The sequence below is a fragment of the Marisediminicola antarctica genome, from assembly GCF_009930795.1.
Classification (GTDB): Bacteria; Actinomycetota; Actinomycetes; order Actinomycetales; family Microbacteriaceae; genus Marisediminicola; species Marisediminicola antarctica.
In genome coordinates this window covers 2,677,732-2,702,872 of sequence record NZ_CP017146.1, presented here as the reverse complement: position 1 = coordinate 2,702,872, position 25,141 = coordinate 2,677,732, and the positions used below count along the sequence as shown (strand labels likewise).

Genomic DNA, 25,141 nt, shown 5'->3' with positions numbered 1-25,141 from the left:
GCGTGACCGCCGCTACCGGCCTCAACCCCGCGCTCGAATACCACATTGTCAATTCGCTGGGCTGGCAGAACCTGCGCCCGCTGCAGCAATCGGCGGTAGCGCCGATTCGGTCCGGCGCCGACTGTCTGCTCGTTGCTCCGACCGCTGGAGGTAAGACCGAAGCGGCGGTATTCCCGCTCCTGTCGGAAATGGTGGAAGCGAATTGGAGCGGGCTGTCGGTGCTCTATGTGACGCCGCTGCGGGCGCTGCTGAACAATCTCAAACCTCGCCTCGATGGTTACGGTCACTGGTTGGGGCGAACGGTGGGGCTGTGGCACGGCGACGTGTCCGACGGCGAGCGGCGGCGGATGCTCGCTGATCCGCCGGACATTTTGCTTACAACCCCGGAATCGCTCGAGGCCATGCTGGTATCGCGGCGCGTTGACCACCGCGCGCTGTTTCGCAATGTGCGCTCGATCGTCATCGACGAGCTCCACGCGTTCGCCGGCGGCGACCGGGGGTGGCATCTGTTGGCGGTCCTGGAACGCATCCAGCGGCTCGCCAAGCAGCCGATTCAGCGCATCGGGCTGTCGGCTACCGTCGGGAATCCCGACGAGATGCTCCACTGGATGCAGGGTGCCGGCGCCGCCGCGGCTCGGCCGTCGCAGGTGCTGTTCGACTCCGTCGCAGCGAACAGTGCCCCGCCCGAAGTCACCCTTGATTACGTCGGGTCCGTTGCCAATGCCGCGTTGGTGATCTCCCGCCTGCACCGCGGCGAGAAGCGGCTGGTGTTCTGTGAGGCGCGAGCGCAGGCCGAGGAGCTGGCATTCGAATTGCGCGAGCACGGTGTGACCACCTTCGTGTCGCACTCGTCGTTATCGGCCGATGAGCGTCGCCAGAGCGAGCGCGCGTTCGCCGAGGCGCGAGACTGCGTCATCGTCGCCACTTCCACGCTGGAGCTTGGTATCGACATCGGCGACCTCGACCGGATGATCCAGATCGACGCCCCCCGCTCGGTCGCATCTTTCCTGCAACGACTGGGTCGCACCGGCCGGCGGCCGGGGACAGCACGCAACGCACTATTTCTGGCGACCGAGCCGGCAACGTTCTTACGGGCGGCGGGGCTCTTGGTACTTTGGGGCCGCAGGTTCGTCGAGCCAATCGTTCCGCCGCCATCTCCCCGTCACCTTGCGGCCCAGCAGCTGCTCGCCCTGGCCCTGCAAGAAGGACGCTTCGGCGCCGCCACCTGGCGCGAATGGTGGTCGGGGCTGGGCGTGATGGACGATGCCGAAATCGTGCTCGACCACCTGCGTGCTCAGGATTTCCTGACGGAGGACTCAGGGATGCTCTTCATCGGACCGGCGGCCGAACGTGAATTCGGCCGCCGCTACTTCATGGATCTGTTGACATCGTTCATCGCTGATCTGGAACTGAAGGTCATTTCCGGGCGGCGCGAGATCGGGTCGGTCTCGCCACTCTCCTTGGCCGGACACCGCGACGCTTCGCCGAAGCCGCTTCTCCTCGCGGGGCGCGCATGGAAGGTGGAATCGATCGACTGGGGGCGCCACGAGGTGCTCGTGAGTGAGCAGCCCGACAAGGGAAAGGTGCGCTGGCCGAGCGCTCCCATCGCCGAGGGATTCGAGATGGTGCGCGCCAGCCGTGAGGTGCTTCTCGGAGAGAACCCCGACGTCATCCTGTCGAAACGTGGTGTCGAGATGATCGCCCGCCTGCGCGACGATCTCGCGGACGCCGTTGACCACGACGGGCTCGTGCTCTCGCGCGGAGCAAAGGAGCTGACGTTATGGACCTGGGCGGGCCTGCGCGCGAACGAGACTCTGCTCAGCGCGCTGGGCTACCCCGATGATGCCGGGGCCGACAACTTGAACATCCGCTTGCCGCTGAATTTCGGCGTAGAAAACATTCGTTCAGCGGATGTCGAATCGGCACTTCCCGTGATCAGCCCGGACGCGGTCGAGGGGCTGAAGTTCTCGGCAGCCCTGCCGCCGGGTCTCGCCAGCGCGACCCTCGCCGAGCGGTTTGTCGACCGCGCCGGCGCGCGGGACATTGTTGCGCAGCCGCTCGTGATTGCGACGGTCGGAGAATGATCGCGCCGAAGTGTTCGCAACCGCGCTCCTGCCTGTCGGCCTTGCGGGCGAGTCACCCGCAGCGAGCATCCCGTGACTTAGTGGCGTTGCGTCCTCTGCTCACAGTGCAGCAATTTGTTCACGGTGGGCCGAACGGGCGGCTAATGATGTCCGGGGTTCCCGGACGTGAAATTCGTCCGAAAATGAGTCTATGAACAAATCCAACTCGTGGAACAGCGAGAGACCCATTCGTTCGATCGATGCACCCACCATCATGGTCGTCATCAACAGAGCGTGGCACGAGGGCGACGATGACGCGGCTGTGTTCGAGGCGACACGAGGAAACTGGCGCATTGGCCAAGTCTCCCGGGCGCGAGCGAAATATGTCCTCGGCATAGCCGGCGGGATTGTGCGCGGCGCCTATCGCGTCGATTCTTGGCATCCGTCAACGCTGCCTGACGAAGAAAAGCGCTGGGGGTTCGATGGTGTCCCCGCGGTTGAACTCGGGGTCGTGGGCACAAGCGTGAAGCGGCTCGCTCCACCGCGTGGTGCATCCAACCCAGTCCGCCTCTTCCTCGATGGCGTGCCCGAGGCAGCGTCGGTCGATGTTTCCGAGCTTGCGGCCCAGCTCAATGCCGAGCCGCTCGCTCGGATCATGTTCGGGCAGCGGGAACTTTTTCATAGCAACCTACTCGCGTGGTTCTTCGATGCGTTGCCAGATATCGCCGATCGGGTATTCCAGCCTCTCGCCGTTCCGGGCGATGCTGAGGGACGTTCGGTTGACCGCGAGCGTCAAAATATTGACCTCGTATTCTGCTGGCCTGGGTACGCGTCATTGGTGATTGAGAACAAAGTGTTTTCCCTCCCTGATCTCGGGCAGCTCGACCGATATATGGAAAAGGTCGCGCAGTGGAAGGGCGCCGCTCCCGAGCTTTGCGTTCTCAGCATGATTGCTCCGGAAGTCGAGTTCCGTGACGTTATGGGGGAGCGAGTGCCGTTCACACGGAACGGATGGCGACACCTCAGCTATGACGGACTCGCTGATCGCCTGGACGAAGCTCTCGAGGGTGCGGGCGACGCGTACGAGGTTGAGACGATGCGCCGATACTCCCGCGTGGTGCGCCTTGTTAGCGCACTCATTGACTCGACTGTCGTCCAAGGGCCCGAGTCTGATGAACCGGCCTGGCTCGGTCACAACGAATTGGCGCCCATCGCGTCATCGCAAACGCGGAGTGCTCTGCACAAGATGCGCGCTTTTCGGTTAGCTGCCCTCTTGAACGAGAGTCTCCCCACTGGTGCGGATGCCTCGGACGCTGGAGTTTCACATGGCAAGCCGCTTGTCACGTGGAATGCATGGATTGATCGAGAGGGTCACCGGATTTGTGCCGGGTGGCAGCTCCAGGATGGACAATTCCGTCGCTTCCTGATTACACCGCACATTCTTGGAACATCCGTCGAGAAAAAAGCCGAGCGCATCGCGTTTGCGCGGCGACACCCAGAGTTGTTTTCATTTGAGACGCTGGACGTGGTTCTCGGGAAGCCCGGGGCGCAAGTTGGCCCTGCTAGGACTGATAGCGGATTCGGCTCGTTCGGTTCAGACTTCATCTACAAGTACGTCAAAGCGGACACTCTGACCGTTTCGCAGTTGATTCGCGCTAGCGCGTTCGTGGTTCAGGACATCCTGGGTCAAACCGACCATGAGTCACCACGCTCCTAGGTAGTCCGATGGGCTACGCGCTCCACGTCATCACGCAACGAAGCGGGTGAAGGCAGCTATCCAGGTATCCGACGGCGTGGGATCTATCTGACTCAGAGTTTGTCGATCCACGTACTCTCTTCGCGGTCATCCCACGTGTTTCCCGTGTTCTTGCGGCCGGTTGAACTGACTTTGTCGGCCAACCGGTGAATCAGCGTCTGAGCGTCGCGCTCGTGCAGTTCCTGAACCGAGGCGATGCGCTTACCTGTCAAGTCCTCGACCATCGCGAACTGACCGCGCGCATCCAACACGCCAAGCGTCGCGAAGGCCTTTTTCAGCGCTTCTCGTTGCAACGGGGTCATCATCCTCGTCGGTGGGGCCGACTCGGACTGCGCTGTGTCGTCACTAGCAAAGAGCGAGATCATGTCATCCATGTGTTCATTCTCCTTCAACATGGGTCTTCGTTCTTTGGGCCTCAGAACCGATTTGACGTCTTGTCAGCGATTGGCTCACGCTCCGTGTGAGTCGCTTTCTGGTCACGCAGCCTTCGCCTCGATTTAGCCCGGTGCTCTCGACGGTCGCCGGCTTGGCGACCGTCGAGAGAGGTAGCGCGGCTTATTCGTCGCGGAGGAACTCGCTGATGGTGCGCAGGTTGTGGACGGTCAGGAGCATCGTCATCATCACCTGAACGGCGGCGAATCCCCGGATGCGCCGAGCCCCGTCCACCGCACCACCGCAGCGTGGGTGAAATGCGGCCGCGACGGTGGCCTCGAGAGTGAGGCTTGCGTGCTGGTGGAACTCTTCCCACCTCGCGCTCTTGTAGGGGAACGCCTGGTGCTGGCGGAGGCCGTCTTCCTTGTTGAAAGCCACCGATCCTTGGGTGCAGATCTGCGCGGGCGGGTAGACGTCATCGGCGTGCTGGTGGGCGGTTGGCGGGCACATCATCCGGAAGCGGCCGTTCGCATCGGGCGTGCTTCTGCGGCGCAGCTGGAACTGGAGCCGTTCGGTGAGCCGCGCGCGGTAGGTCTCCGTGTCGATGTGCTTGGCGAGGAAGTCCGCGGATGCACGCTTGAGGGCCTCGGGCATGCGTGGGCAGTAGGCCCCGCCTTCGATGAATTCCGCGCCGGAGTGGTGCCGCTCGGAGACACCGAGTCGGTCGATGCGGTAGTCGGTCGACGGGGTGAAGCCCAGTTCGGTCGTCGGGATGTGGAGGCGGTCGATTGTGGAACTGGCGAAGTACTGCTTGTCGGCGTGGACGATCCCGGCAGTCAGACCGGTATCGAGTGCCGCGCGCATGAGGGCGACGGCCTCTTCGGGCACGCCGACGTTCGGCATGCTCAGTGTCGCGCCGACCACGAGCTTGGGGAAGCGGGGTGCGCGCGGCGATGCTGAGTCAACACGTACGGCGACGTTCGCCATCCAACCCCACGCCATGTCAACGTGGCCGTGCTGGCCGCCCTTGTGCTGGACTTCGGCAGGGTTGGCGGCGCAGTTAGCAGCTGAGTCGCCTCGCGGGTACCAGCCGGCAAATATGTCGACACGCTTTGCGGTTTCGGGGCGAACAATTCCGGCGGCTTCCTCGGCGACCCGGTCGGTCAGGGTGTGCATTGAGATTCCCCGGCGGGCGGAGGCCGGGATGAAGGCCTGGCCGATCACGAGGTCTGCGCAGGGGTTCTCGTCGCGAACCCGGTCCGGCTGCTGCAGAAAAGTCATCCGGAGAAACGCAGCCGTGAAATCGTTCAGGCGGGCCTTCATCACTTTCTCCCGTTCGGGGTCGTGCGCAGCGCGCACCTCTGAGATCTCGGTGTAGGTGAGCGCGTTGCGCGGTGTCTCGGGGAACGGATCCATCAGGTCGACCACCCGCCGGAAGGCGCTGCTGGCGAAGCGGTGCCAGCGCTGGCGCTCCAATCGTGTATCTGAGGACGGGATGTGACGGTTGAGCCCGAGGAGCTCCTCGGACTCTGTCGCCAGCCGGTACTGGAACAGGTCGGCGAGGGACACCATCGTGAGGGGGGAGCGTTCGCGGGCCAGCAGCAGGAGCGCGACGAGGACGGCGCGGTCGGAGATGGTCGCCGTGCGGGCGACGCTCGTCCGCCTGTCGTCGCTGCGCCACTGGGCGAGCTTCCCGACTATGCCGGTTTGGGTGAGGCAGGCGTCGGCCTGGATGAGGAGGTCGTGGGCGATCAGGGTGGAGTTGTCAGTAAACATGGTTTTGTCCGTTTCGGTGAGGATGTTGCGGGATGGAGTGTGATTGTCGATGAGTCGGTTTTCGGTCATGAGAACTAGGTGTGCGGCTGTTTTTCGGCATTCGGGCGATTTGGGGCGTTTTCCGCGATCACGGAACGTCCGTTCTTGAAAAAGTCCCGGTCAAAGAGCACAAAAATCTTTCAAAATTCTTTTGACGACAACGCCCTAAAGGTCCCGTGTAGCGGTTTGACGCGGCCTCGCGCGAATAACGCTAGGTCGCGGCGCGGAGGTCATTCCACCGACTCATGGACAAATCCGGCCGAGCTGTGCGGAGATGCGTTGGCTCGCGTGTAGAAGTGGATGAAGCGCCAACGACCGTCGGATTCGAAGGTCGCGCGCCACGGGGCACATGTGATTCGATGACCCGCTCGAGCAGGGGACGGAGAACGACGATGCGACCAACGAACCGGGGGCTGCGCCTCACAGCCCTCGGGAGAGGGGTGGTGGTGCGGGTGATCGTGACCGTCGACGCGCCAGAGGTTGGCCCGACGGCGCGGCGCCCACCGTCGCAAAAGGTCCGGGTAGCAGCAGCACGAGTCAGGGTCAGCTCCGACCGTCAGGTGCACCGCCGGACCCCGGAATGGATCACGGCCCTCGCGAACTCCGACATCACTGACGCGGATGCCAGGCTCCCGCACGGCGAGAAACGCCCCACCGGGGGGCTCAGTCAATGGCGACGCCAATGACCGTCGCTGAGCCCCCGCGTGACCTGCCAACGAGGGAAGACCCTGTCGAAACACTGGCGACGGCGACCCGAATCGGGTTCCTCGGTGACACTCACGGCGACCTCGAACACGTGTTGAGGGTCTCGCGCACCATGGCGGCCCGCGGAATCGACACCCTCGTGGTCCTCGGCGATTTCGGCTTCATTTGGCCACGCGAGAACACGGGCAACATCCTGAACAAACTCAGCAAACGACTGGCCGACCGTGGGCAGAGCTTGTTTTTCGTCGACGGCAATCACGAGGACTTCGGGCGCTTGCTGAGATTTCCGATCGGTGCGGATGGGCTGCGCTGGATCCGCCCGAATCTGGCCCACATCCCGCGTGGATATCGAACCCGCCTGGTCTCGGGTCGGACCCTGGCAGCGATGGGCGGGGCGAATTCGGTGGATGTTGCCCTCCGGCAGGAAGGTTATTCATGGTGGGCAGAGGAGGCGATCATGGACGCCGACCTGGTAGCGCTCGGCGATGATCCAGCCGACATCCTCATCGGACACGACGCTCCCATGAACCTGCCGACCCTCGACCGACGGCTCGCTGAGACCGACGAGTTGTGGCCGGAAGCCGGCCGTGAATACGCCGCCGCCGGCCGCGCGATCTTCCACCGCGGCTTCATCCAAGTACAGCCCAAGCTCTACCTCGGCGGGCACTACCACCTGTTCATCGACGACACGGTCGCCTACGGTACCGGCGAGACCCGATTCGTCGCCCGTGTCGTGATCCTCGACAAGAACGGCAGCAAGGATACGATCAGCCAGGCAATCCTCGACGTGGGGACACTCGAGCTCACATTCTTTGGCCGTGACGCCTCCGCACCGGCGGCACCGCCCACGCCCGACACCAGCCTCAACAACGCGGGCTGATGGGCCAGCTTTACGCCAGCGAAAGATGTGCGACTTCTGTCTGTTTGCCGCCCGTCGACAGACTTTCTTTTGACCAATTTCAGTCGCCTAAAGTGTTTTCGCTTTGAGTGCAAATATTGTCAGCGAATGTGTAACCGGACGGAGCCGGTGGACCTGTGCAGGCCCCGCCGTTCCGGGGGAAAATCGGGTGACATTCACCCCGGCGACGAAAATGGGCACTTGTCACGTCGATTGACAAGCGCATCGTCCGCTCGGAGATGGTCTCATCCGAATGGTCGGGACCCGGGTGCTGGGGTCTGTAACGTCATCCCCGCGAGAGTGTCGCACCTAGGTCCGGGGGGACATGATGATCGAATTCACCACCAGCGCTACGTCGTTCGAGCCCGTCAGTTTCATGGAGGCGTGTCATGCCGTGACACACGGATTCGCGATTCTCCATCACGGGCTGACCTTCGAGGCCATCCAAGTTGGGGCGAACGGGTTCTATGACATCCGGCCCGCCCAATCCGACGTCGAGCCCGACGTGATCGCGCGCATCGCGATGGCCGGCCCGTGTGTCGACCTCGCCGTGCAGATGCTCGAAAGCGGCGACACCACAAGCGACGCCGTACTGAGCGAGCACATGGCACGCTGGACCTCCGACGTCACCTACAACCACGACGGCTATGTCACCGACCTGTACGACGCCCGAGGGTACCTGCGGGAGGCGGCTGCCTGGGCTCTCGCATTCTCCGAGTCGAACCTCGACCTCATCCGCAAGGCAGCCGAAAACCTCATCGACAACGGCGGCGTTATGTCCTACGACGAGTTCCAGATCCGGTTCGCCGATGCCATCGAAGCCGTCGACCAGACGATCCTCACCGACAGCATCCGCATCCTCTTCACCGTCGACGATGCCATCGAATACGTCGACTGGAAGATCGAAGACAGGGCCGAGGACCTGAAAGCGGAAGCCGACGAGCGCATAGCGAGAACGGACGCGGGCAGTCCCTCGCACGAATGAACCACACGCGCCACGACCAGCGGCCGCTCCCGCCCGCGATCGGCGCGGCTGTCACAAGCCGACCAACTCCGCTCGTCGGTCCCGGACGATGCCCACTACGTCGTTGTCGCCAAACCGTGAACACCGCAGTTCAATCCGCACTACTTGAAGGAGCCGACACCATGACTTACGAAATCGCTGTTGACCACATGAGGTCGTTGGAACCGTGGCAGAGGTTCAATCTCGACCGAACCATCGGGCACACCTGCTCGCCGGACGCCTTCTTCGAGGCGACCACAACCTTGAAATCTCTCAGCGAGATCTTCGAAGGCACCATCGAGCTCATCGCCACAGCAGCGAGGTATGGAACCACAGATGAGGGAACCCTTCCGGACGCCGTCGACGAAATCGTCATGCGATGCAAGCTGGTGTTCCGCGGCGCCGGATTCTGCAACTGCGCCGCCCTCGGCGCAGCAACCTACGAGTCCCACAACAAGCTCCACGCCGCGTTGGTTGACTCCCTGCTCGAAGCAGCACGCTCACGAGCCCTCGGCATCGAGGAGGAGGCAATCTCGCCCTTGCCACGAGACTGTGGCGCGGATCCAAGCGTTGTGGCGATCATGATCTGCAGCACCGCACTTCGCACGGTCGCCGAGCACACGAACGTCCCACTCGAACTCACCGCAGCCGCTCTCGCCATGGCCATCGAAGACAGCGGGCCACTGAAATGAGATTCGATAGGGCAACAGGGTCAATCACGTTCCCCGATGGCACCACAGAACGAGCAACCGGAACGTTCGAGTGGGCCGTGGTGGCTTCACCCGCCAACCCCGACGTAATTCGGAAAAGTGCGCAGGCACGGGCGGCCAAGGGCCGCGCCACAATCGAGGAGATCAAGGCAGCCCTCGAGACGATGATCATCACCGTCTCGACCGCGGCAGGACCACTCGAAGAGGGTCCGGTGTTCAGGGCGCGTCTCGAGCCCACGAACGTTGAAGTGATCATCGACTCTCGGGATGAAGTCCTCGACCACGACCTGACAAGAGGACAACCGTTTCGCTGGGCGGCGACTGGGCGCAACTTGAAGGATGGGCTGCGCCAGCAAGCGGCCCGCAGAATCGTGAAACTCGAGGAGGTCGTGGCGTCGGCGCAGGAAAGCGCCGAAGCAACCCTTGGTAAGGAGGACCATCGATTGCTCTGGCAAGTCGTGCGGTGGACGAACTCCGAACACAGTGCCATCAAGTTCCTCGGCCGGCTCAATCACGACGACGCGACCGGCAGGAAGTTCTCGGTTGTCGCCGGCGAATAGGAATGGACACCGCGTTCACGGGCCAGCGCTGTTCCGCCCATCATCGCGTCGACCAGACAGCGCCAGCGGTGCGTGCCTCGCGACCACCGAAGCATCCACCTATCTCGTCGACCTGGACCGCAGGGTGATCAAGCGCACGCCACCCACGCAGAATGTGGACGATTCGCTTGCTTCGTCGCGACGACGAGCTCGTGATGCTCGTCGAGCTGCATGAGCGCACCATCGGGCTGCGATGGGAGATGCTGCTGGACCTTCGGGTGCACGGTGTGCCCGTGACGATTCGCCGCTCGACGATCGTGCTGTCGATCGAACCGGTCGCATCCCCGGGTCGACCGCTCGGAGCCTGAGACCGTGCGCCCGACTGGCCGCCCTCGCTGGATTGTGTTAGTCAATGTGCCGAGGTTTGTGTGTGTCGAGAATTGAGTTGTGAATCAACGGACCGATTGCGGCTTCTATTTTCGACTGGCGCCTGTTCTCAGGTCGTCGTCGTTGGTCAGCGTATTGCTGGACGTAGAGCCAGCGCGCCAACGAGTGTTCGAGGGCCCCTTCAGGATCGGATGGCCGATTAGTGGCAACGTTCGGAAAGCGCCCGTTCTGTGCAATCCACCCCCGCAATTCCTCAAGTCGGGCGTTGAAGCTGTCCAGTGGAGGGGCAACCGCGACCCAGGACCATCCGGGAATCGCGGTGACTTCCTTGAGTCGATTTAGCGCGATGGTGCCATTCCGCTGGCGTCGTCTTTGCTCGCTCGCCCAACGTGCAAGTTGACGGTCCCGTACGCTGGTTGAGCTTGGGGAGGGTGCACGCCCGTGGAGGGCAAAGTGTTGTCCCCAATCGGACACATTGGCCGTCCATGCTTCTGCTAGCGGATCCCAGCTGAAACCGGGAATCTGCTCCAGACAAGACCGTTGCCGGTCCGTCAGCAGGTATCGGCTCCTTCGTTGCATTCGCACGAAGCCAACGAGTCGCTCAACCTGCTGATCGGGGAATTCGATGCGCGCATTATGGTGCGGGAAATCTTGGTGCTCCCTCACATAGCATTCGAGCTCGGCAATCATTCGATCCCAGTCGGATAGGGCTTCTTCCTCCTGCGACATCCACGCTGCTTCCTCGTTGTGCAATTGGTTAGGTCCTAGCCCCTCACCGCCAAGTACTGCGCGATATGGTGAGCATAACGCAGCGATTAATGGAATGGGGGGATGGTGACGGTCATGCCTTCGAGGGCCTCGACGATGGAGTCCATTCCATCGTGGGGAACCAAAAACTGTGGCAAGTTCGCGACATGGCAGGAAGTACAAGCCTGGTTCGACACCTACTACCCCCACTACGGCAACGTCGCTTGGCTCGAATTCGACAACGACCGCGACGCCTGCGAAAGGCTTCCCGATTACTCCTAGCAGCTCCAGCACGACCTACTTTTGCAATGATCGGCAGCTACCTCATGACGACGAGCAGTTCAGCGAGACGGTATCCATCGGCGGCGTCTTCGTCGGCGTTTTTCCGCCGCCCGTGGAAGAGTCGAACGCGATGAATAGGGGGAGGCGGCGTGACCCAAGACCAGTGGATCTACGAGCGGGCCGCTGATGGCTCCGCACGATTCGTGTTGGGAACGGTCGGGCTGAATCCCCTGGTGTGCTTCGGGATCAATCCGAGCACCGCTGTACCGAACGCCCCGGATCGTACTGTCGCGCGCGTGCGCAGATTCGCCGCCGACAACCGGTACGACAGCTGGACGATGCTGAACGTATGTCCCCAGATCGCCACAGACCCTCAAAATCTCGACCGCGCGTATCGCCAGGATCTAAAGGCTGAAAATGAGCGTCAGATAGCCGGAATGATCGCTGGACGTCCGCTGACCCTCTTGGCTGCTTGGGGCGGGCTCATCGCATCGAGGCCTTACCTGCCGTCTCTGCTGAGAGACATCCTGCGGCTGACCTCGGCCGCGGGTTGCGACTGGGTATCACTTGGCGATTCGACCAAAGACGGCCACCCTCGCCACCCCTTGTACGTGCGGGCAGATACCCCGCTTCAACCCTTCAGCGTGGAACGCTACCTACGAGGTGACACGCACCGGGATTGAGCATCGGTGCAGCAGCTTTACATTCCGGTTCACGAGTTTGGTCATGAGGGCAGCGCCGGATTCGACTCCGACGGATTTTTCATCAGCCTCATTGCAGAGGGCTTGAAGATCGACGGTGGTGTCACGCTGAGGGTCTTTCCAAATGATCATCCGCCTGCGCGCCTTCACGTCGACATTCGGGCGCGCAGCTCGTATCGGAGCTGGCCACCGGGCCACGTCGGAGTCTTCACTTTGCGGGGAAGTCAACCAAAGCGCCACGCCCTGGGCGGCGTCTCGGGAATCTTCGAGGGCCACATGGCCAAGGCCGTGATGGATGAGTCTTTGCAGGCCGCCGGGCTAGGGCCGCTGGAGCCTATGTCTCGGGTGCTTTTTCGATGTGGTGTGCCATGCATGACAGACGGAGCACGGGTGCACGCCGGTGAGATTCGGGTAACCACGGCGTAGCAGGATCGACAGCGCCCGGAGCGCCTCGCCGGGGCTTGAATGAGACTTTTTCGTGCAGGCAGACATAACAGTGCATCCCTTCCAGATATGGGTTGGGGCCTGCACTGCAGTGGCCAGATCGCGCGATACGTCATCGGACCGCCGTCGAATCGAAGGTATCAGGAACGAGCTGCGGCCATACGACATCGTCATTGGCTATGCCTCGGCGAAGGGGGCGGCGGGGCAGCTCGGCCCCGAATCCTGCGAGGCAAACCCCTGCCTCTTCTCGGCACGAACGAGATGCCGGATGCTTCGATCGTGGGCTTGGCGGTCAATTGGGAGTAGCTTCGCCCGCATCACGCTAGATCGCGTGGTGGTCGTCATTCCACCGACTCATAAACAAATTCGACCGAGTCGTAGGGAGTTGCGTTGTCTCGCGTGTAGAAGTGGATGAAGCGTCCGTCACCGTCGGAGTCTAATGTCGGGCGCAACCGGGAGTATGGGCCAAGACCAGCTCGAGCAGAGGACGGAGACGACGGTGCGACAAACGACCCGCGGGCTGCGCCTCAGTGCACTCCGGCGAGCAGTGGTGGTGCAGGTGACCGTGACGATCGGCGGGTCTGTCATAGACCGGGGGCTTGTGAGCCGACCGTCGCAGGAGGTCCGGGTGGCAGCCGCACGGGTCCGGGTCAACTCCGACCGCCAGGTGCACCGCCCGACACCGCAGTGGATCAAGGACCTCGCAAACTCCGACAGCAGGGACGAGAGTGTCGAGCTTCCGCGTGGCCACAAGCGCGGTGCGGGGTGGATCGGTTGGTCGCGGTGCCCATGACCACCGCTGAGCCTTCCCGTGACCTCCCGATGTGCCGGGTATCCCAATCGTCCGGCCGGGCGCCAGTGAAGGGCCGCGCGAGATGAAGACCCTGATGGACAGCACCACCGGTGCCAACCTCGTGACTACCCACGCATCCACCTACCTGGTCGACCTGGACCGGCGAGTGATCAAGCGGACTCCGCGCACCCATGATGCTGACGGCGCGCTGCTGCGCCGCGATGACGAGTTGGTGATGCTCGTCGAGCTGCGGGAGTGCACCGTCGGGCAGCATCTGGAAATGATCTTGGACCTTCGCGTGCACGGTGTGCCCGCGACGCTTCGCCGATCGTCCACCGTGCTGTCGATCGAACCTGTCGCCTCGCCGGGCAGATCTCTCCCGACGTGAGACTGTGCGTCGCTGCAGGGCCCAATTGCCGGTGGTTCGATTTATGATCGGAGTGCGTGGCCGGACGCTGGAATGCGGGAGCGAATGGGCACGAACAAACGGTACGCCGAACGAGTCGACCGGCAGCTGGGGCAGCGCGCCGACGAAGCTGCAACGCGCGGGTTGGCGCCGACGTCGTTGACGGACGCCGAGTTGGAACTTGACTCGCTCCCGCTCACGAAGACCCCGAAGCCACACGAGGTACGGGCATGGGTTCGATACGGTGCGGTGGCTGTCAAGGTGACGGCGAGAGCGGTGGCGTGGACGCCGCGTGCGGTCGCCCTCGAGTGGGAGGCACCGTCGGGGGAGACCCATCGGGCGTGGGTCTGGGCGAGCGCTGTCGAGGCTGCGGATTCGGGTCGTCTGAACCGACCCTGAATGTGCAAGCGGCGGGCGTGCGAGGCTCTCCATCGGGTGCCTGAGATCTCCGCCGTGGACGACTTACTCTGGCACTTTTCATCCGGCTGCCGCGCAGCCCCCTCTCGCGAGGGTGCGGCCAACACGGTCAGGGGAGGCCGAGTCCCGAGGATCGCCCAATCGATCGTGAGGGCCAGATGGGCATGGAGAAACCCGCGTCCAAACGAAGTCGATCGTGCCGGTCCGCTGAGCATGCCATGTCGTTCTCGGATACTCTCGCGCCCATTCGGCCCCGCCGCCGCGTCATCAGATGTGCGAAATGGGCAGCTCATCCGACCCGGTCGCTGTCGATAGCGTCACCAGAAATACGAAGCAAGTGGCTCATTCGACTCGGTCGATGGCCAAAGCGTCACCAGAAGTACGAAGTTAGGCGTGCACGTTCACGAAAAGTGCTAATTCCAGCACCTCAACGGCGCATCAGCTGCAGCGATCCATGCCAGCTTCGTACTTCTCGTGACGGTGGTTCCTCGGCAGGTCGTACTTCTGGTGACGCTTCGCCCGCAGCAGGCACTTCGTACTTCTGGTGACGCTGGTCGACGCTCCGGGTGACTTCGTACTTCTGGTGAGGGCGCTGGTCGGTCCGATCCGCTCCGACGACGTGAACACGCTCACCGGCAACAGCAACTCCGCTTCGTCGACCGCTCGCTGACCTACGAGCTGTTATCGGCCCGGGACCTATCGTCTGGTAGGCGAATCTGGTGACGACACTTTTGTTGCGGGGGCTTCAGAGCGCGGTACTGGGGCCGAATACTGCCCGTGGCGGGTGGCTGCAGCTCAGCAGTCCCGTTCGACCGTGGGCACGGCAACCGTTTATCACCGACTCATCGACAAACGTGGGCCCGACAGGCTGAGGACTCGCGTGGCTCTCGTAACGTGGAAGTCATGGCCGGTGCCGGAGATCAGGATGTCGAGACCGTGGACGAGCTCACGGTGGCTCACGGCGGTGTTTGGCGGGTCACGACCTTCTCAAGTCATTACATCTTCGATCTCGACGACATGACGGTCACCCGGCAACCGGGGCCGACCGCCGCGAGAACGATGCATGACGCTCCTCGCCACCTCGTAACCATCGTCGCCTGTGCGGTTGGCTCCGGCGGGTACTGGACGATGGCACCCACGACAGGGGGCGTCCTGAGCCTTCAAGAACTGTGGTCGGTGTCGACGGCGATCGTCAGGATCGAACGGGTGAGGTGAAAAACCGTGGACCTCGTCGCTCTGTCGCGGGCGAGTCGCAGGCCGGTTCTCACGCCGAACGAATCGAGCAGGCGTGGCGAGAGACCGTCGACGATTCATTCTTGACGCGGCAAGCGGCGAAGTTATTGGCCATTCGCGTGGTCGCGGTCGGTCGCTGGCGTCGGAGCGCGGCGATTTACGGCTTTCGGGACGGTCCCGCCTCGCGATACCTGCGATGGCAGTTCACGAATGCGGGACGAGCAATCCACGGAGTATGGGCCCTTGTGCCGGCCATCGGCCGAGGCATGCGGGGGAGTCAGGTCAAGCGGGCTTGAAGCAGTCCCCAATTCTCACGCCATTTGGGCGGAGCATCGCCAGGGGAGATGCCCCGCGAGCCAGTCCGCTTCCCGCCGGTCGACTTCAGTCCTGCCCGCGAAGGATGTCGCCGGCGAGCTGCCACTTTTCGATGCGATCCCGTGTGCGACGCACGACCACCTCCGGATCAGGGTGGGCGATCCCGCGCGACCCGGGACTCCAGGTGCACAAGACTCGAAGACTCTCCGTAACCACGTGCGGGTATTTCTCAACCACGCGTTGCCATACCCCCATCGCCGGCTTGCCTTGCAGGAGGATCACTCGCAGGTTCGGCATCTGATCGATCAACTCGACGAGCACAGCGTCACCCCTGCCCCAGTCCGCCTTCGTGAGTGGCTCGGTGTGGCGCCAGGGGTAGGCATTCCACGGCAGCATCTCACGTGGCGCGATTCCGGCGCCGTCCATGAGTCTTGACTGGATCATCGCGGCGGTGTCGTCGTTCTCACTGCACAGCGGACCCGCGATGGCGCCTCCGCCGGGGGAGGCGAGTACGGAGAGTAATGGCGCGTCGAAACCGCCGTGGAGCGGAGCGACGTAGGGGACGGTGGCTTCACCATTTCGTAGCCGGTCGACGAAGTCGTTAACGGGTCTGACGTGTGGCGCGCGCATCCCATCAATCTGGCCCTTCCGGAACTCCGGGTCGCGCATCAGGCGGTGATCCGAAACGTCGGAGGTTTTCTTCGCAGCCGCATTCGTCTGAGAGTGAGCCACCGGCGTGACGGCATTCACTGGCTCAACAGGTACTGCGGGCGTCAGGCCGACGTGGACCATAGCTGCGCCGTAGATGTCCCGTAGCCGGCCTTCCTCTGCTGCCCTGGTCTTGGCCGGTAAGGCGAACGCCCGGTTGCTGGTGTGCCGCGCGGACCAGATCTTGATTTCACGCTGTTCGCAGAGCGTGCGGAAGTCATCATTCTTCATCGCATACCGCATCGACTGGTGGGCATCGCCCCCGTGCGCGACGATTGCACGGATCTCGGGGGCAAGAAGGAGGACCTCGACGATCGTCCGGATACCCTCGTGAATCATTGCCGTGGACAATCCATTCGCGTGTGTGGGGTGCACGTACCACGGGTACGCATTCCACGGCACGAGACTGTCGATGTGTCCCAAGGCGGAGTTGAGGAGGCCGACATCCTCATAGATGTGGCGCATGCGCCGAGCCGAGCCGTCGTTGTTGTTGACACTCAAGAAACCTGACCCTGATCCGCCCGCAGCGGGGCCTGGGTTCGATGAAACGGCGAGAATCCGAGCGGTGCGGACACAGTAGATCGGGTCGATGTACGGCGGGCGCTGGTTCTCGTCTCTTTCAGTTGCGAGCTCGTCGACGTAGGTGTTGATTTCTGACACCCGGGGATCACGCGAGTCCACCATGGCGTCCTCTTTCTGTGGTTGTGCCGCTTCGGATCACCGCACCGGTAGATCCTGTCGACTAGTTAAGCAGTCCCTTCGATGCACGCAGCCGACATCGCGCCCGTATACAGGACGTGGAATCCATGGCGTGACCCTTTACGGGCGCGGTGAAGCCAGAACCGTTGAAGCCGACCGAGCTGCGATATCGGCGAATCCGAGTCCGGGCCAAGATATCGAGGGTGTGGCCGAGCGCCCTCGCGGAGCGCGATCGGTCAGTCGGCTAGCCATTTCCCGTCCACCGCGGTCTTCCGCTCGCCACTGGCGAAACCTCACCCGGTCGACCAATGCACGTCCTTGACATATTGGGTGAGCGTCGCAGTCATCGCGTCAACCGCGTCACCGTCCGCGGCGTAGGTGAGCGAGCTATTCGCGTGGAATCCCAGGCGCGCTCCAGTCACCGATGTAGTCGTCGCCGCGATCGCCGATTGATACCGCCGACTAGGCTTTGAACCGTGCCTGACTCGCCTCCAGCAGCAACTAATTGGATCGTCGCCTCAAACCTGAACACGTTCGATTCCGATGCCGCATTCGCCGTCCATCCCGAGATCGATTGGAGCGAAACAGCATCAGCCCACATTCACGTCGGCGACACGGTCTACCTCTATGGGACCGCGCCGGTCAGCGCGCTCACCCACGAGTGCAGGGTGGTCGAGACGGGCATCCCATTCGATCGTGTAATCGACGACCGCGAGTTCTGGCGTAAGGAGGGAGCCTTACTCAGCCGCAACACACGCAGCTGGATGCGGCTACGCCTTGTCCACACCTTCTCGCCTGACGAGCGGGGCCTGCTCTCGCTGGCGAGGCTTCGCGATAATGGCCTTCGTTCTGCTCCTCAGGGACGCGTGCGCGTTCCGGGTGGCACCGTAAACCTCATCGCTGCCGCGCTTCGAAGCTCGTACCTTTCTGATGACCTCATGGCTGAGAGCGCCGACGTCGATGGGGCCGAGGTTGACAAGTTCCGTGAGGCGATCGAACACGAGCAGTACGGCGTCTCCGATCGATATGCAACGAGTAAGTCGCGGGGAAGCGCCCAGCGGGCCTTTGCTGAGGCCGTGAAGCGGAACTACGGCTACCGCTGCGCGATTACCGGCATCAGTACTCGTGCATTCCTCGTCGCGTCGCACATCGTGCCGTGGGCGGAAGACGAGTCCATTCGTCTCGATCCCTCGAATGGCATCTGCCTTTCGACGCTGGTGGATCGGGCCTTTGACACAGGATTCCTTTCGATTAGCGGTCACCTGCGCGTCGTGGTGGATCGCGAACGAGTTGCGAGGGACCCAGCACTGGAGGCAGTGCTCGTACCTCTAGATGGCAAGCTACTCGAGGCACCAAGCGCCGCCCCGCCGCGGCCAGAGCACCTAGCGCGACGGCGTGCCGGAGGCATTCGGTTCAATTGATTACGGGCAATCGCGATGCGCTGACCAGCTATCGCCGGACGGCGCTCGACAGAGCGACTTACAAACTCCGCAACGTGGAATGCCGCTTCAACACCTTGAAGCAAAGGCGTGGCATCACGCCCGCTATGACAAACCCGCCCTCACCTACGGCGGCGGCATCCTCCTCCGAGCCATCACCCTCGGGCTCACCGTAGACGACACGCCCAAGGGCGCGGCGGCAATCAATCGATCGCATTCAGGATGCGCAGGCGGCGCGCCTGGAAAAGTTCCAGGCTGTCCAAGCGGTATTGCGCGTATGTCGGTAGGTCGTCGGGAAGCGGCGGCGACTGAAAGTCGTTGAACGGCAGCACGAACCGGACCGCACCGGTCGCGTGTACAAAATCCTCGAGGTGAAAGTGGCGCACGTATCCCTCGAAGGTGCCGAATAGCTCGAAGAAGCCGGCATAGCGGTCCATCGTTGTGGCTAATGGACTGGTGCCACCCTCGTAGAAGCGGCGGATCACTTCGAGCGTGAGATCCCATCGGTCTTGGATTCGCGGATGAAGGCCTCGACGTTGGCCGAGACTGCCTCGCGAGACAGGGAAGACCATGAACCCGCAGATCGTATAGGCACGTCGAAGGAACGCCTCATTGACATCATCCGGAAGTTGCGCATAGAGACTGCTTAGTCTCCGTCGATGCCGCGTCGCGATGGTGTCGCTCCCGAGGACTATCCGGGTGCCGTCCGTCTCGTAGACGAGGTACGGCGAGCGGGCGCGGCCCGCGAGAAGCTCAAACGGTCGCCCGTCCGGAAGTGGCTTACTCCACAGGAGCTGGTGGTACCGCCGCAGCCGTGGACTGTGACTGTCGGGGTCCTTGCCCTCCGGAGTGTCGTCGAAGACGAAGTAGTCGACGTCGATCTCACTCAGCGCATTCATGGCCCGAACGTAGCAGCAGGGGACGACCCGGCCACGGTGAGAGGCGCGGAATCGGGCGGATCCGGCCGGCCGGCCCGGCGCGGACCGGTCCACAGTGCATGGTGGCGGGTTTCGGACAAGCTGACATAACAGTCAATATCGGCGCAGACGTAAGCATGCCGTCAGTGGCGTGTGGTTTACTCACGGAAATAAGCGGAGAGAGGCACTGATGATTGATGCAGGCGATCTGCGTGACCTTATGTTGCAAGCCAGATGGGACGGCTTGGTGCTTGTGTTCCAAGGGATAGTCGCCGCTGTCGCAGAGAGGCCATGGATCGCAGGCGTCATCGTTCTCGTCATCGTGACCGCATCACGCAAAGCGTGGATTCGACTGCTGCGCTATGCAGGTATGTCGTACTACCGCGGAGGCATGCCGGACTAGGAATCAGTGCAGCCGTCGATGTTAGTGCGGGTCGCTACCATCGCACTATGTTTCATCAACCTGCAACGTGCCCGCGCACGAGTCCGAAACTGACACACAAATCTCTCTAGGGGAACATCGGAATGGACCGATCGCACGAGCCACATCCAGCGCCCTTCGATCCGCTTTTGCGCACCGACCGCCGACGGGGAACGGCTCTCGACGTGCTCACCGCCCACTTCGCACACCCGAGCGGCAAGACCATCGAAATCATCGGAGTCAAGCACTTCGCCTCGCCACAGTTCTGGGATCTTCTCCAAGCCGACCTCGACAGCCGGCGGCCCGAAGCAGCAATCCACTATGAAAGCCCCCTTGACGACTCTTCAGCGTGGGGAGCGTGGACACGCCTGAAAAGCAGGATCGGCAGACAAATTGACCGCGCCTCGCACGCCGTCTGGAAAAATGGCGGACTCGCCTTCCAGTTCGACTCGCTCGTCGTGCGCGATCACTGGGAGAATCACGACACCACAACATCGCGAACTATCCGATCCATGCCGATCGGCTTGATGCTCTCACTGGCCGTCCTCTACGTGCCCATCGCGATGATCCGGCCGCTGGCCACAGCCGTCGGCCGGAGTAACACACGTGGTTTGCTCGCCGCCGCAGGAAAACCGCAGTCGCTAACAGGGATGCTGCGAACCAGCATCGTCGTCGACGAGCGGGAGGAGATCGCGGCAAACGCCGCGATGAAGGCTGAGCAAAGTGTGATCATAATCTGGGGACACGCGCACCTACCCGGACTCGGCCGACGGTTCCAACGAAACGGATTCGAACTCGTCAGTACATCATGGCGCGAGCTCTTCGACCTCGGGGCTACCGCGTCGCCCGGCCCTAGAGAACCCGCCCTGCCGCGTTGACCTGGGCTGCGAACTTGCGAGCCTTCGTCTCAGAAGCGGGGTTATATGGGATCACAACGGTTCCCACGCTGGTCGAGAGTGTCAGGAAGCACTTTGTGGTGTTGCGCCTTGATGAGCCCCCGACGACCGCACCTAACCCGCCCGCAACCACACCGCCGACAGCAACTCTGGTCAGCGAGATTCGGGACGTGGACGCCCCCACGTCCACGGATGCCTGTGCGCCGAGGGTTGGCCACGACTTCGCGGAAGAGATGATCCGCTTCTCGTACAAGGTGTAGCTCTTGAAGCTGTTGATCAGTTTGCCGCGCCGGGCGGCCTTCTCAGCCGCCGCCGACAGTCCGACCTGCACCACGACGGGCTTGGATACGGCAGCAAGTGAGCCGGGGACTTCAGCGTCTCCTGCCACCGCTTGTGTTGTCGCGATATTGATAGCGGTTTGCAGACTTCGTAGGAATTCTGCACCGCTTTCTAAACCGAAAACGAAAGTGCAGGGGTCATAAGTCGCGTCGTTGGCATAGTCGACATCTTCTGCGCGGATACGGAGCCGATCGCCTTTCAAAAGTTTCTTCGCCGTGTATTCGATGGTGGTGATTGCTTCGAGGGGAATGGTCACCTCGGCGTTCCGCTTCAGTTTCGCTTCGGCTTCGGTGAATGAGAAAGTCAGGAACCCCGCGTCGAAAGAGGCGGATCCTGACATGCCTTTGATTTGCATCACGCCATCAGTATGTCGGGTATCTGGCGAACGATGTACGAGTGAATGCGTGCGAGGCAGCCGGGTCGCTGACCACCATCGAGGTCGGGCACGAACTTCTCATTGCCCCATCGAGGGCGCGTCCGGTCAGGCGCCTACCGTAAGCAGGAGGTAGGAGTCTTCCGTGACGGACGGACGACCGATCCGACGTCGCCGGCGACAAGCGGGCGACAACCTGCCCAGCGCAATTTGATCAGCGCGGGCAGGTTAGAGCGTTCGTTCAGGGCCGGAAGAGCTACGGGACATAAGGGCCCCTATTGGCAGCTGACGACCTTGAGGCTTCATCGCCGACGGCTGTCAGTCTTAGTGCGGTGTCTTCCCTATGCTGTCAATTGAGGGCGAGCGGCGACCGGTCGGACTTGATCTAGCAACTCACAGACAGTGATCTCGGGGGGGTCGTTTTTTGGCACGTTTACTGATCTATTTCATCGGCGTCATAGGGTCAACGGCGGTGATGCTGAGCTCGGACCCAGGCGATGGATTCTTCGCAGTGTCTAGCGGTTTGGCGATTGGTTTCGCGATTCCATTGATTGATGCGCTCATCGTCCATTTTCGATTCCTGAAGATCGCGTGGTACTCGCTTCGCACCTGGAGAACCCGGGTTCGCGTCTCAGTGTCATACCTCTACCGCATACGAGTCGATAACGAGTATCTGCTCGTAGAGGGAAAACGGTTCGACCAGTATCAGCCGGTTGGGGGCGTCTACAAGTTCCATCCAGCATCATCCGGGATACGAAACGAGATGAACCTTCTTGACGACGATTTATTGGAGCCGGACGATGTGAGCGAGGGCGATCTCCGAGTGCGAATACCCGGTAAGCACTTGCTCGCATTCGTTCGATGGTTCGAGAGCGGAAGCGGACGAGAGACCGACGGCTGGCGGGAGTTCTACGAGGAACTCGTCGCACCTGGGCTTCTGCCCAAGAGCGCATTTAGACACATCAAATATGACCGCGTCGGACGGCATTATCACCCCATGAGATTCAGCCCGTGGGCGAAGAGTCAAGAACTGCTCATCGCGGACATCTTTGAAATCTTGCCCACGCAACCGCAAATCGATGAACTTCGGAGGCTGAAGAGCAGCGGTGATGCGCGGGTTCTTTGGGCCTCCGAGGATCAAATCAGACGGCGCGGAGCAGCGGATGGCGCAGCCAGTCATACGACCAAGATTTCTCAAACAGCCGTATGGACAATTGACACGGCACATTGAGCAGCAAAGCAGTGTCGACCGTGAGGAACAGCTAGGTAGGACGAAAGTGGGGCAGTCAAATGATCTCAAGCGATTCCTAGGCGAAAAAGTCAATTTGAATCGCACTCGGCTGAGTTCGCTCTCAGGACTCACTAGTAATTTCGAAACCACAACATGTAGTGGTCATCGGCCTTCGATGACCACTGCATCTGGTATAATTGACAATTACTATGAAACGCATTCTTTCCATCGATGGTGGCGGCATCAAAGGGGTATTTCCCGCCGCGTTCCTTGCTGACCTCGAAACGGAGCTCGATGCGCCACTGGCGTCCTACTTCGATCTGATTACGGGAACTTCGACGGGCGGCATCATTGCGCTCGCACTTGGCATTGGCATACCCGCGATTGACATCCTTCGTTTTTACGAGGAACGCGGACCTGAGATCTTTCGTGGAGGAAAGGGGCTTGGCCGACTCAAGCAGTTGGTCAGCGCGAAGTACAACCCCGCTCCGCTGCGGGCTGCACTGATCGATGTCTTCGGAGATCGGAAATTAGGAGAATGCAAGACCCGCCTCATGATCCCGTCCCTCGATCTCGAAACGGGTGCAGTGCATGTGATGAAGACGGCACACCACCCTCGGTTCGAACGGGACTACAAACTGTCTGTAGTAGACGTCGCCCTAGCGACGGCCGCCGCACCCACGTACTTTCCGACTCATCGCCTCGCAGCTGGCATTCCGCTTGTCGATGGCGGCATGTGGGCGAACAATCCAATGGGCGCGGCGGCGGTTGAAGCGCTCGGGATTTTGTAATGGGCGAAGGGCGACGTGAAGCTGCTAAGTGTCGGATGTACCGACGAAGCTTTTTCCATGAAAGCGAACCACACAAAGCGCCTTGGCTTGAACTATTGGGCAACCAGGCTTGTGAACGTGTTTATGGCAGGACAGTCGTCATCGTCGCTTGGGACTGCTCAGCTCTTGCTTGGCCACGAGAACGTCGTACGAGTGTCGCCCGTTGTCAGCCCCAGACGATTCAAGCTCGATGGCGTTGAAGGGATCGAAGCGCTACGTGGACTTGGGGCCAGCCAGTCACGAATAGAACTGCCAAAACTTCGACCTGTTTTTTTCGACACCCTTTCAGAACCCTTCACCCCACTCCGCACCCTCGACCTGAACGATGGAGTCCCAAAATGAAGCTGGTCAAGCACTTCGACGCTTTCTTGAAGAACAAGGTCAACCTCAGCGACGGTCGCATCGATCAACTCGATTCTCGAGTTGAATCGGTCACGAACTTCTTGCAAACCGGTGAGGATGAGCTTGCGTCGAGCTACCTTGACGTTATCCCTCAGGGCTCATACGCGCACCGCACCATCATCAACCCGGTTGCATCTTCGGACGAGTTCGATGCCGACGTGCTTCTTGAGCTAGGAGAAATAGACGGCTGGGATGCGGAGGACTACGTTCAGGCGCTCTACACCAAGTTTCGGGGGAGTAGCAAGTATCGGGACATGGTCAGCCGACACGATCGCTGCGTCAAAGTCGACTACTCGAACGAGTTCCACATTGACGTTGTTCCCTACATGGAACGTCACGGCGAGCACTTCATCACAGACCGGGTCGAGAAAAAGTTTGAGCTGACAAACCCCGAAGGCTTCAACGACTGGCTGAATGAGCGCAACAAGCTCGCGAGTGGCCGACTCGTGAAAGTCATCCGCCTCGTGAAATACCTGCGTGACTATAAGAGCACGTTCTCCGTGAAGTCCGTCATTCTGACGATCCTGCTCGGTGAACGGGTGAACGATGCAGCCGTTTGGGGAGCGACAGATGATTACACCGACGTGCCAACTGCCCTCAAGAACATCGTCGGCGCTCTCGACGACTACTTGCAGGACAACCCGACCATGCCGAGCATCGACGACCCCAGCGCGCCGACCGAAAACTTCAATCATCGACTGAAGGAAGATGAGTACGTCAACTTTCGCAAAAAGATCAACCTCTATCGGACATGGATCGACGAAGCGTGGGACGAGACCGATCCTGAAGAGAGCAAGGTCAAGTGGCGCAAAATCTTTGGGGAAAAATTCGGCACGTACGCGCTGGACGCCAAGAAGAGCACAGAGGCGCACCAAGGCGTCGCTGGGATTCGCGACACTAACGAGGAGATTGCGGATAGATTTTCCGTTCGCATCGATCCTCGCCTCAACCTCAAGATCGGCGCGCGCGTCGCGAAACGCAAGGGCTTCCGACACTACGAACTCAGCTCAATGGGAAACGTCGTATATCGCTCTAGCAAGGTTCGATTCCGTGTGACGCACAACATTCCCGGTCAGTTCGACCTCTATTGGAAGGTGCGCAACACCGGGCCGGAAGCTTTCGCTGCCAACTCAATTCGCGGGCAAATTGTGAAGGACAATGGAACTCATTCTCGTGAAGAACCGACGGCCTACCGTGGGCACCACTTCGTGGAGGTCTACGCAGTCGCTAACGGTGTGTGCATTGCCGTCGATCACCAAGACGTCATTATCAAGTAAGCGAACGCGCTGCTGACCTGGGA

At 61.5% G+C, this 25,141-nt stretch carries 25 protein-coding genes; 18 read left to right on the top strand and 7 right to left on the bottom strand.

Going from position 1 to position 25,141, the window contains the following annotated elements; all coding sequences use genetic code 11:
- Nucleotides 1-2 precede the first annotated feature (2 nt).
- Together BHD05_RS12600 and BHD05_RS12595 are read left to right on the top strand one after the other, a co-directional pair.
- A complete protein-coding gene (locus tag BHD05_RS12600) occupies nt 3-2,084 on the top strand; it encodes a DEAD/DEAH box helicase (protein WP_202614219.1) in 2,082 nt (693 codons plus the stop codon).
- A 190-nt stretch (nt 2,085-2,274) separates the two neighbouring features.
- On the top strand, nt 2,275-3,780 hold the full coding sequence (locus BHD05_RS12595) for a PD-(D/E)XK nuclease family protein (protein ID WP_161886740.1): 1,506 nt from the start codon (nt 2,275-2,277) through the stop codon (nt 3,778-3,780).
- A gap of 92 nt (nt 3,781-3,872) precedes the next feature.
- Here the strand turns inward: BHD05_RS12595 and BHD05_RS12590 are convergent, their stop codons facing one another.
- Both BHD05_RS12590 and BHD05_RS12585 read right to left on the bottom strand, forming a co-directional pair.
- Nucleotides 3,873-4,193 (bottom strand): hypothetical protein, encoded by a 321-nt coding sequence (locus BHD05_RS12590; protein WP_161886739.1) that lies wholly within the window; start codon nt 4,191-4,193, stop codon nt 3,873-3,875.
- A 181-nt stretch (nt 4,194-4,374) separates the two neighbouring features.
- Nucleotides 4,375-6,036: a hypothetical protein gene (locus tag BHD05_RS12585; RefSeq protein ID WP_161886738.1), complete on the bottom strand. Its 1,662-nt coding sequence runs from the start codon at nt 6,034-6,036 to the stop codon at nt 4,375-4,377.
- Between the two features lie 652 nt (nt 6,037-6,688).
- Here BHD05_RS12585 and BHD05_RS12580 point away from each other — a divergent pair.
- The 5 genes from BHD05_RS12580 to BHD05_RS12560 all read left to right on the top strand — a co-directional run bounded on the left by BHD05_RS12580 (nt 6,689) and on the right by BHD05_RS12560 (nt 10,229).
- Nucleotides 6,689-7,591, top strand: coding sequence for a metallophosphoesterase family protein (locus BHD05_RS12580; protein ID WP_161886737.1), 903 nt, complete (start codon nt 6,689-6,691; stop codon nt 7,589-7,591).
- A gap of 412 nt (nt 7,592-8,003) precedes the next feature.
- Nucleotides 8,004-8,594 carry a hypothetical protein gene (locus BHD05_RS12575; RefSeq protein ID WP_161886736.1) on the top strand — a complete coding sequence of 197 codons (591 nt, stop codon included), beginning with the start codon at nt 8,004-8,006 and terminating at the stop codon, nt 8,592-8,594.
- Between the two features lie 161 nt (nt 8,595-8,755).
- Nucleotides 8,756-9,304, top strand: a complete 549-nt coding sequence (locus BHD05_RS12570; protein ID WP_161886735.1) for a hypothetical protein — start codon at nt 8,756-8,758, stop codon at nt 9,302-9,304.
- 182 nt (nt 9,305-9,486) lie between these two features.
- Entirely contained in the window at nt 9,487-9,882 is a 396-nt protein-coding gene (locus BHD05_RS12565) for a hypothetical protein (RefSeq protein WP_161886734.1), read from the top strand.
- A 152-nt stretch (nt 9,883-10,034) separates the two neighbouring features.
- The gene (locus BHD05_RS12560; protein ID WP_161886733.1) at nt 10,035-10,229 is read left to right on the top strand and encodes a hypothetical protein; all 195 of its coding nucleotides are present in this window, start codon (nt 10,035-10,037) and stop codon (nt 10,227-10,229) included.
- 37 nt (nt 10,230-10,266) lie between these two features.
- On the opposite strand, the gene BHD05_RS12555 is transcribed toward BHD05_RS12560, so the two are convergent.
- A complete protein-coding gene (locus BHD05_RS12555) occupies nt 10,267-10,977 on the bottom strand; it encodes a hypothetical protein (RefSeq protein WP_161886732.1) in 711 nt (236 codons plus the stop codon).
- A gap of 102 nt (nt 10,978-11,079) precedes the next feature.
- Here BHD05_RS12555 and BHD05_RS12550 point away from each other — a divergent pair, with 102 nt between their 5' ends.
- The 6 genes from BHD05_RS12550 (at nt 11,080) to BHD05_RS12530 (ending at nt 15,253) form a co-directional block, all read left to right on the top strand.
- Complete coding sequence (locus BHD05_RS12550) at nt 11,080-11,277, top strand: hypothetical protein (protein ID WP_161886731.1); 198 nt, start codon at nt 11,080-11,082, stop codon at nt 11,275-11,277.
- A 149-nt stretch (nt 11,278-11,426) separates the two neighbouring features.
- Nucleotides 11,427-11,960 (top strand): DUF1643 domain-containing protein, encoded by a 534-nt coding sequence (locus BHD05_RS12545; RefSeq protein ID WP_161886730.1) that lies wholly within the window; start codon nt 11,427-11,429, stop codon nt 11,958-11,960.
- A gap of 1,349 nt (nt 11,961-13,309) precedes the next feature.
- Nucleotides 13,310-13,603: a hypothetical protein gene (locus BHD05_RS12540; protein WP_161886729.1), complete on the top strand. Its 294-nt coding sequence runs from the start codon at nt 13,310-13,312 to the stop codon at nt 13,601-13,603.
- 84 nt (nt 13,604-13,687) lie between these two features.
- Nucleotides 13,688-14,020, top strand: a complete 333-nt coding sequence (locus tag BHD05_RS12535; RefSeq protein WP_161886728.1) for a hypothetical protein — start codon at nt 13,688-13,690, stop codon at nt 14,018-14,020.
- Nucleotides 14,021-14,582: 562 nt separating this feature from the next.
- Nucleotides 14,583-14,708 carry a hypothetical protein gene (locus tag BHD05_RS16045; protein WP_257792085.1) on the top strand — a complete coding sequence of 42 codons (126 nt, stop codon included), beginning with the start codon at nt 14,583-14,585 and terminating at the stop codon, nt 14,706-14,708.
- Nucleotides 14,709-14,941: 233 nt separating this feature from the next.
- Complete coding sequence (locus BHD05_RS12530; protein WP_161886727.1) at nt 14,942-15,253, top strand: hypothetical protein; 312 nt, start codon at nt 14,942-14,944, stop codon at nt 15,251-15,253.
- 399 nt (nt 15,254-15,652) lie between these two features.
- On the opposite strand, the gene BHD05_RS12525 is transcribed toward BHD05_RS12530, so the two are convergent.
- Together BHD05_RS12525 and BHD05_RS16040 are read right to left on the bottom strand one after the other, a co-directional pair.
- The gene (locus BHD05_RS12525; protein ID WP_161886726.1) at nt 15,653-16,978 is read right to left on the bottom strand and encodes a uracil-DNA glycosylase family protein; all 1,326 of its coding nucleotides are present in this window, start codon (nt 16,976-16,978) and stop codon (nt 15,653-15,655) included.
- Nucleotides 16,979-17,286: 308 nt separating this feature from the next.
- Nucleotides 17,287-17,415, bottom strand: a complete 129-nt coding sequence (locus BHD05_RS16040; RefSeq protein WP_257792084.1) for a hypothetical protein — start codon at nt 17,413-17,415, stop codon at nt 17,287-17,289.
- Nucleotides 17,416-17,469: 54 nt separating this feature from the next.
- On the opposite strand from BHD05_RS16040, the gene BHD05_RS12520 reads away from it, so the two are divergent.
- Complete coding sequence (locus BHD05_RS12520) at nt 17,470-18,414, top strand: HNH endonuclease (RefSeq protein WP_202614218.1); 945 nt, start codon at nt 17,470-17,472, stop codon at nt 18,412-18,414.
- Nucleotides 18,415-18,635: 221 nt separating this feature from the next.
- Here the strand turns inward: BHD05_RS12520 and BHD05_RS12515 are convergent, their stop codons facing one another.
- Nucleotides 18,636-19,331: a DUF6994 family protein gene (locus tag BHD05_RS12515; RefSeq protein ID WP_161886725.1), complete on the bottom strand. Its 696-nt coding sequence runs from the start codon at nt 19,329-19,331 to the stop codon at nt 18,636-18,638.
- A gap of 588 nt (nt 19,332-19,919) precedes the next feature.
- Here BHD05_RS12515 and BHD05_RS12510 point away from each other — a divergent pair.
- Nucleotides 19,920-20,648, top strand: coding sequence for a hypothetical protein (locus tag BHD05_RS12510; RefSeq protein ID WP_161886724.1), 729 nt, complete (start codon nt 19,920-19,922; stop codon nt 20,646-20,648).
- Here the strand turns inward: BHD05_RS12510 and BHD05_RS12505 are convergent.
- Entirely contained in the window at nt 20,623-21,363 is a 741-nt protein-coding gene (locus BHD05_RS12505; protein ID WP_161886723.1) for a DUF4429 domain-containing protein, read from the bottom strand. The genes BHD05_RS12510 and BHD05_RS12505 overlap by 26 nt on opposite strands.
- Before the next feature lie 439 nt (nt 21,364-21,802).
- Here BHD05_RS12505 and BHD05_RS12500 point away from each other — a divergent pair, with 439 nt between their 5' ends.
- The 3 genes from BHD05_RS12500 (at nt 21,803) to BHD05_RS12490 (ending at nt 25,118) form a co-directional block, all read left to right on the top strand.
- The gene (locus BHD05_RS12500) at nt 21,803-22,609 is read left to right on the top strand and encodes an SMODS-associated NUDIX domain-containing protein (protein WP_161886722.1); all 807 of its coding nucleotides are present in this window, start codon (nt 21,803-21,805) and stop codon (nt 22,607-22,609) included.
- Nucleotides 22,610-22,818: 209 nt separating this feature from the next.
- Nucleotides 22,819-23,400 carry a CBASS cGAMP-activated phospholipase gene (locus BHD05_RS15790; RefSeq protein ID WP_202614217.1) on the top strand — a complete coding sequence of 194 codons (582 nt, stop codon included), beginning with the start codon at nt 22,819-22,821 and terminating at the stop codon, nt 23,398-23,400.
- A gap of 377 nt (nt 23,401-23,777) precedes the next feature.
- A complete protein-coding gene (locus tag BHD05_RS12490; RefSeq protein ID WP_161886721.1) occupies nt 23,778-25,118 on the top strand; it encodes an SMODS domain-containing nucleotidyltransferase in 1,341 nt (446 codons plus the stop codon).
- Nucleotides 25,119-25,141 lie beyond the last annotated feature (23 nt).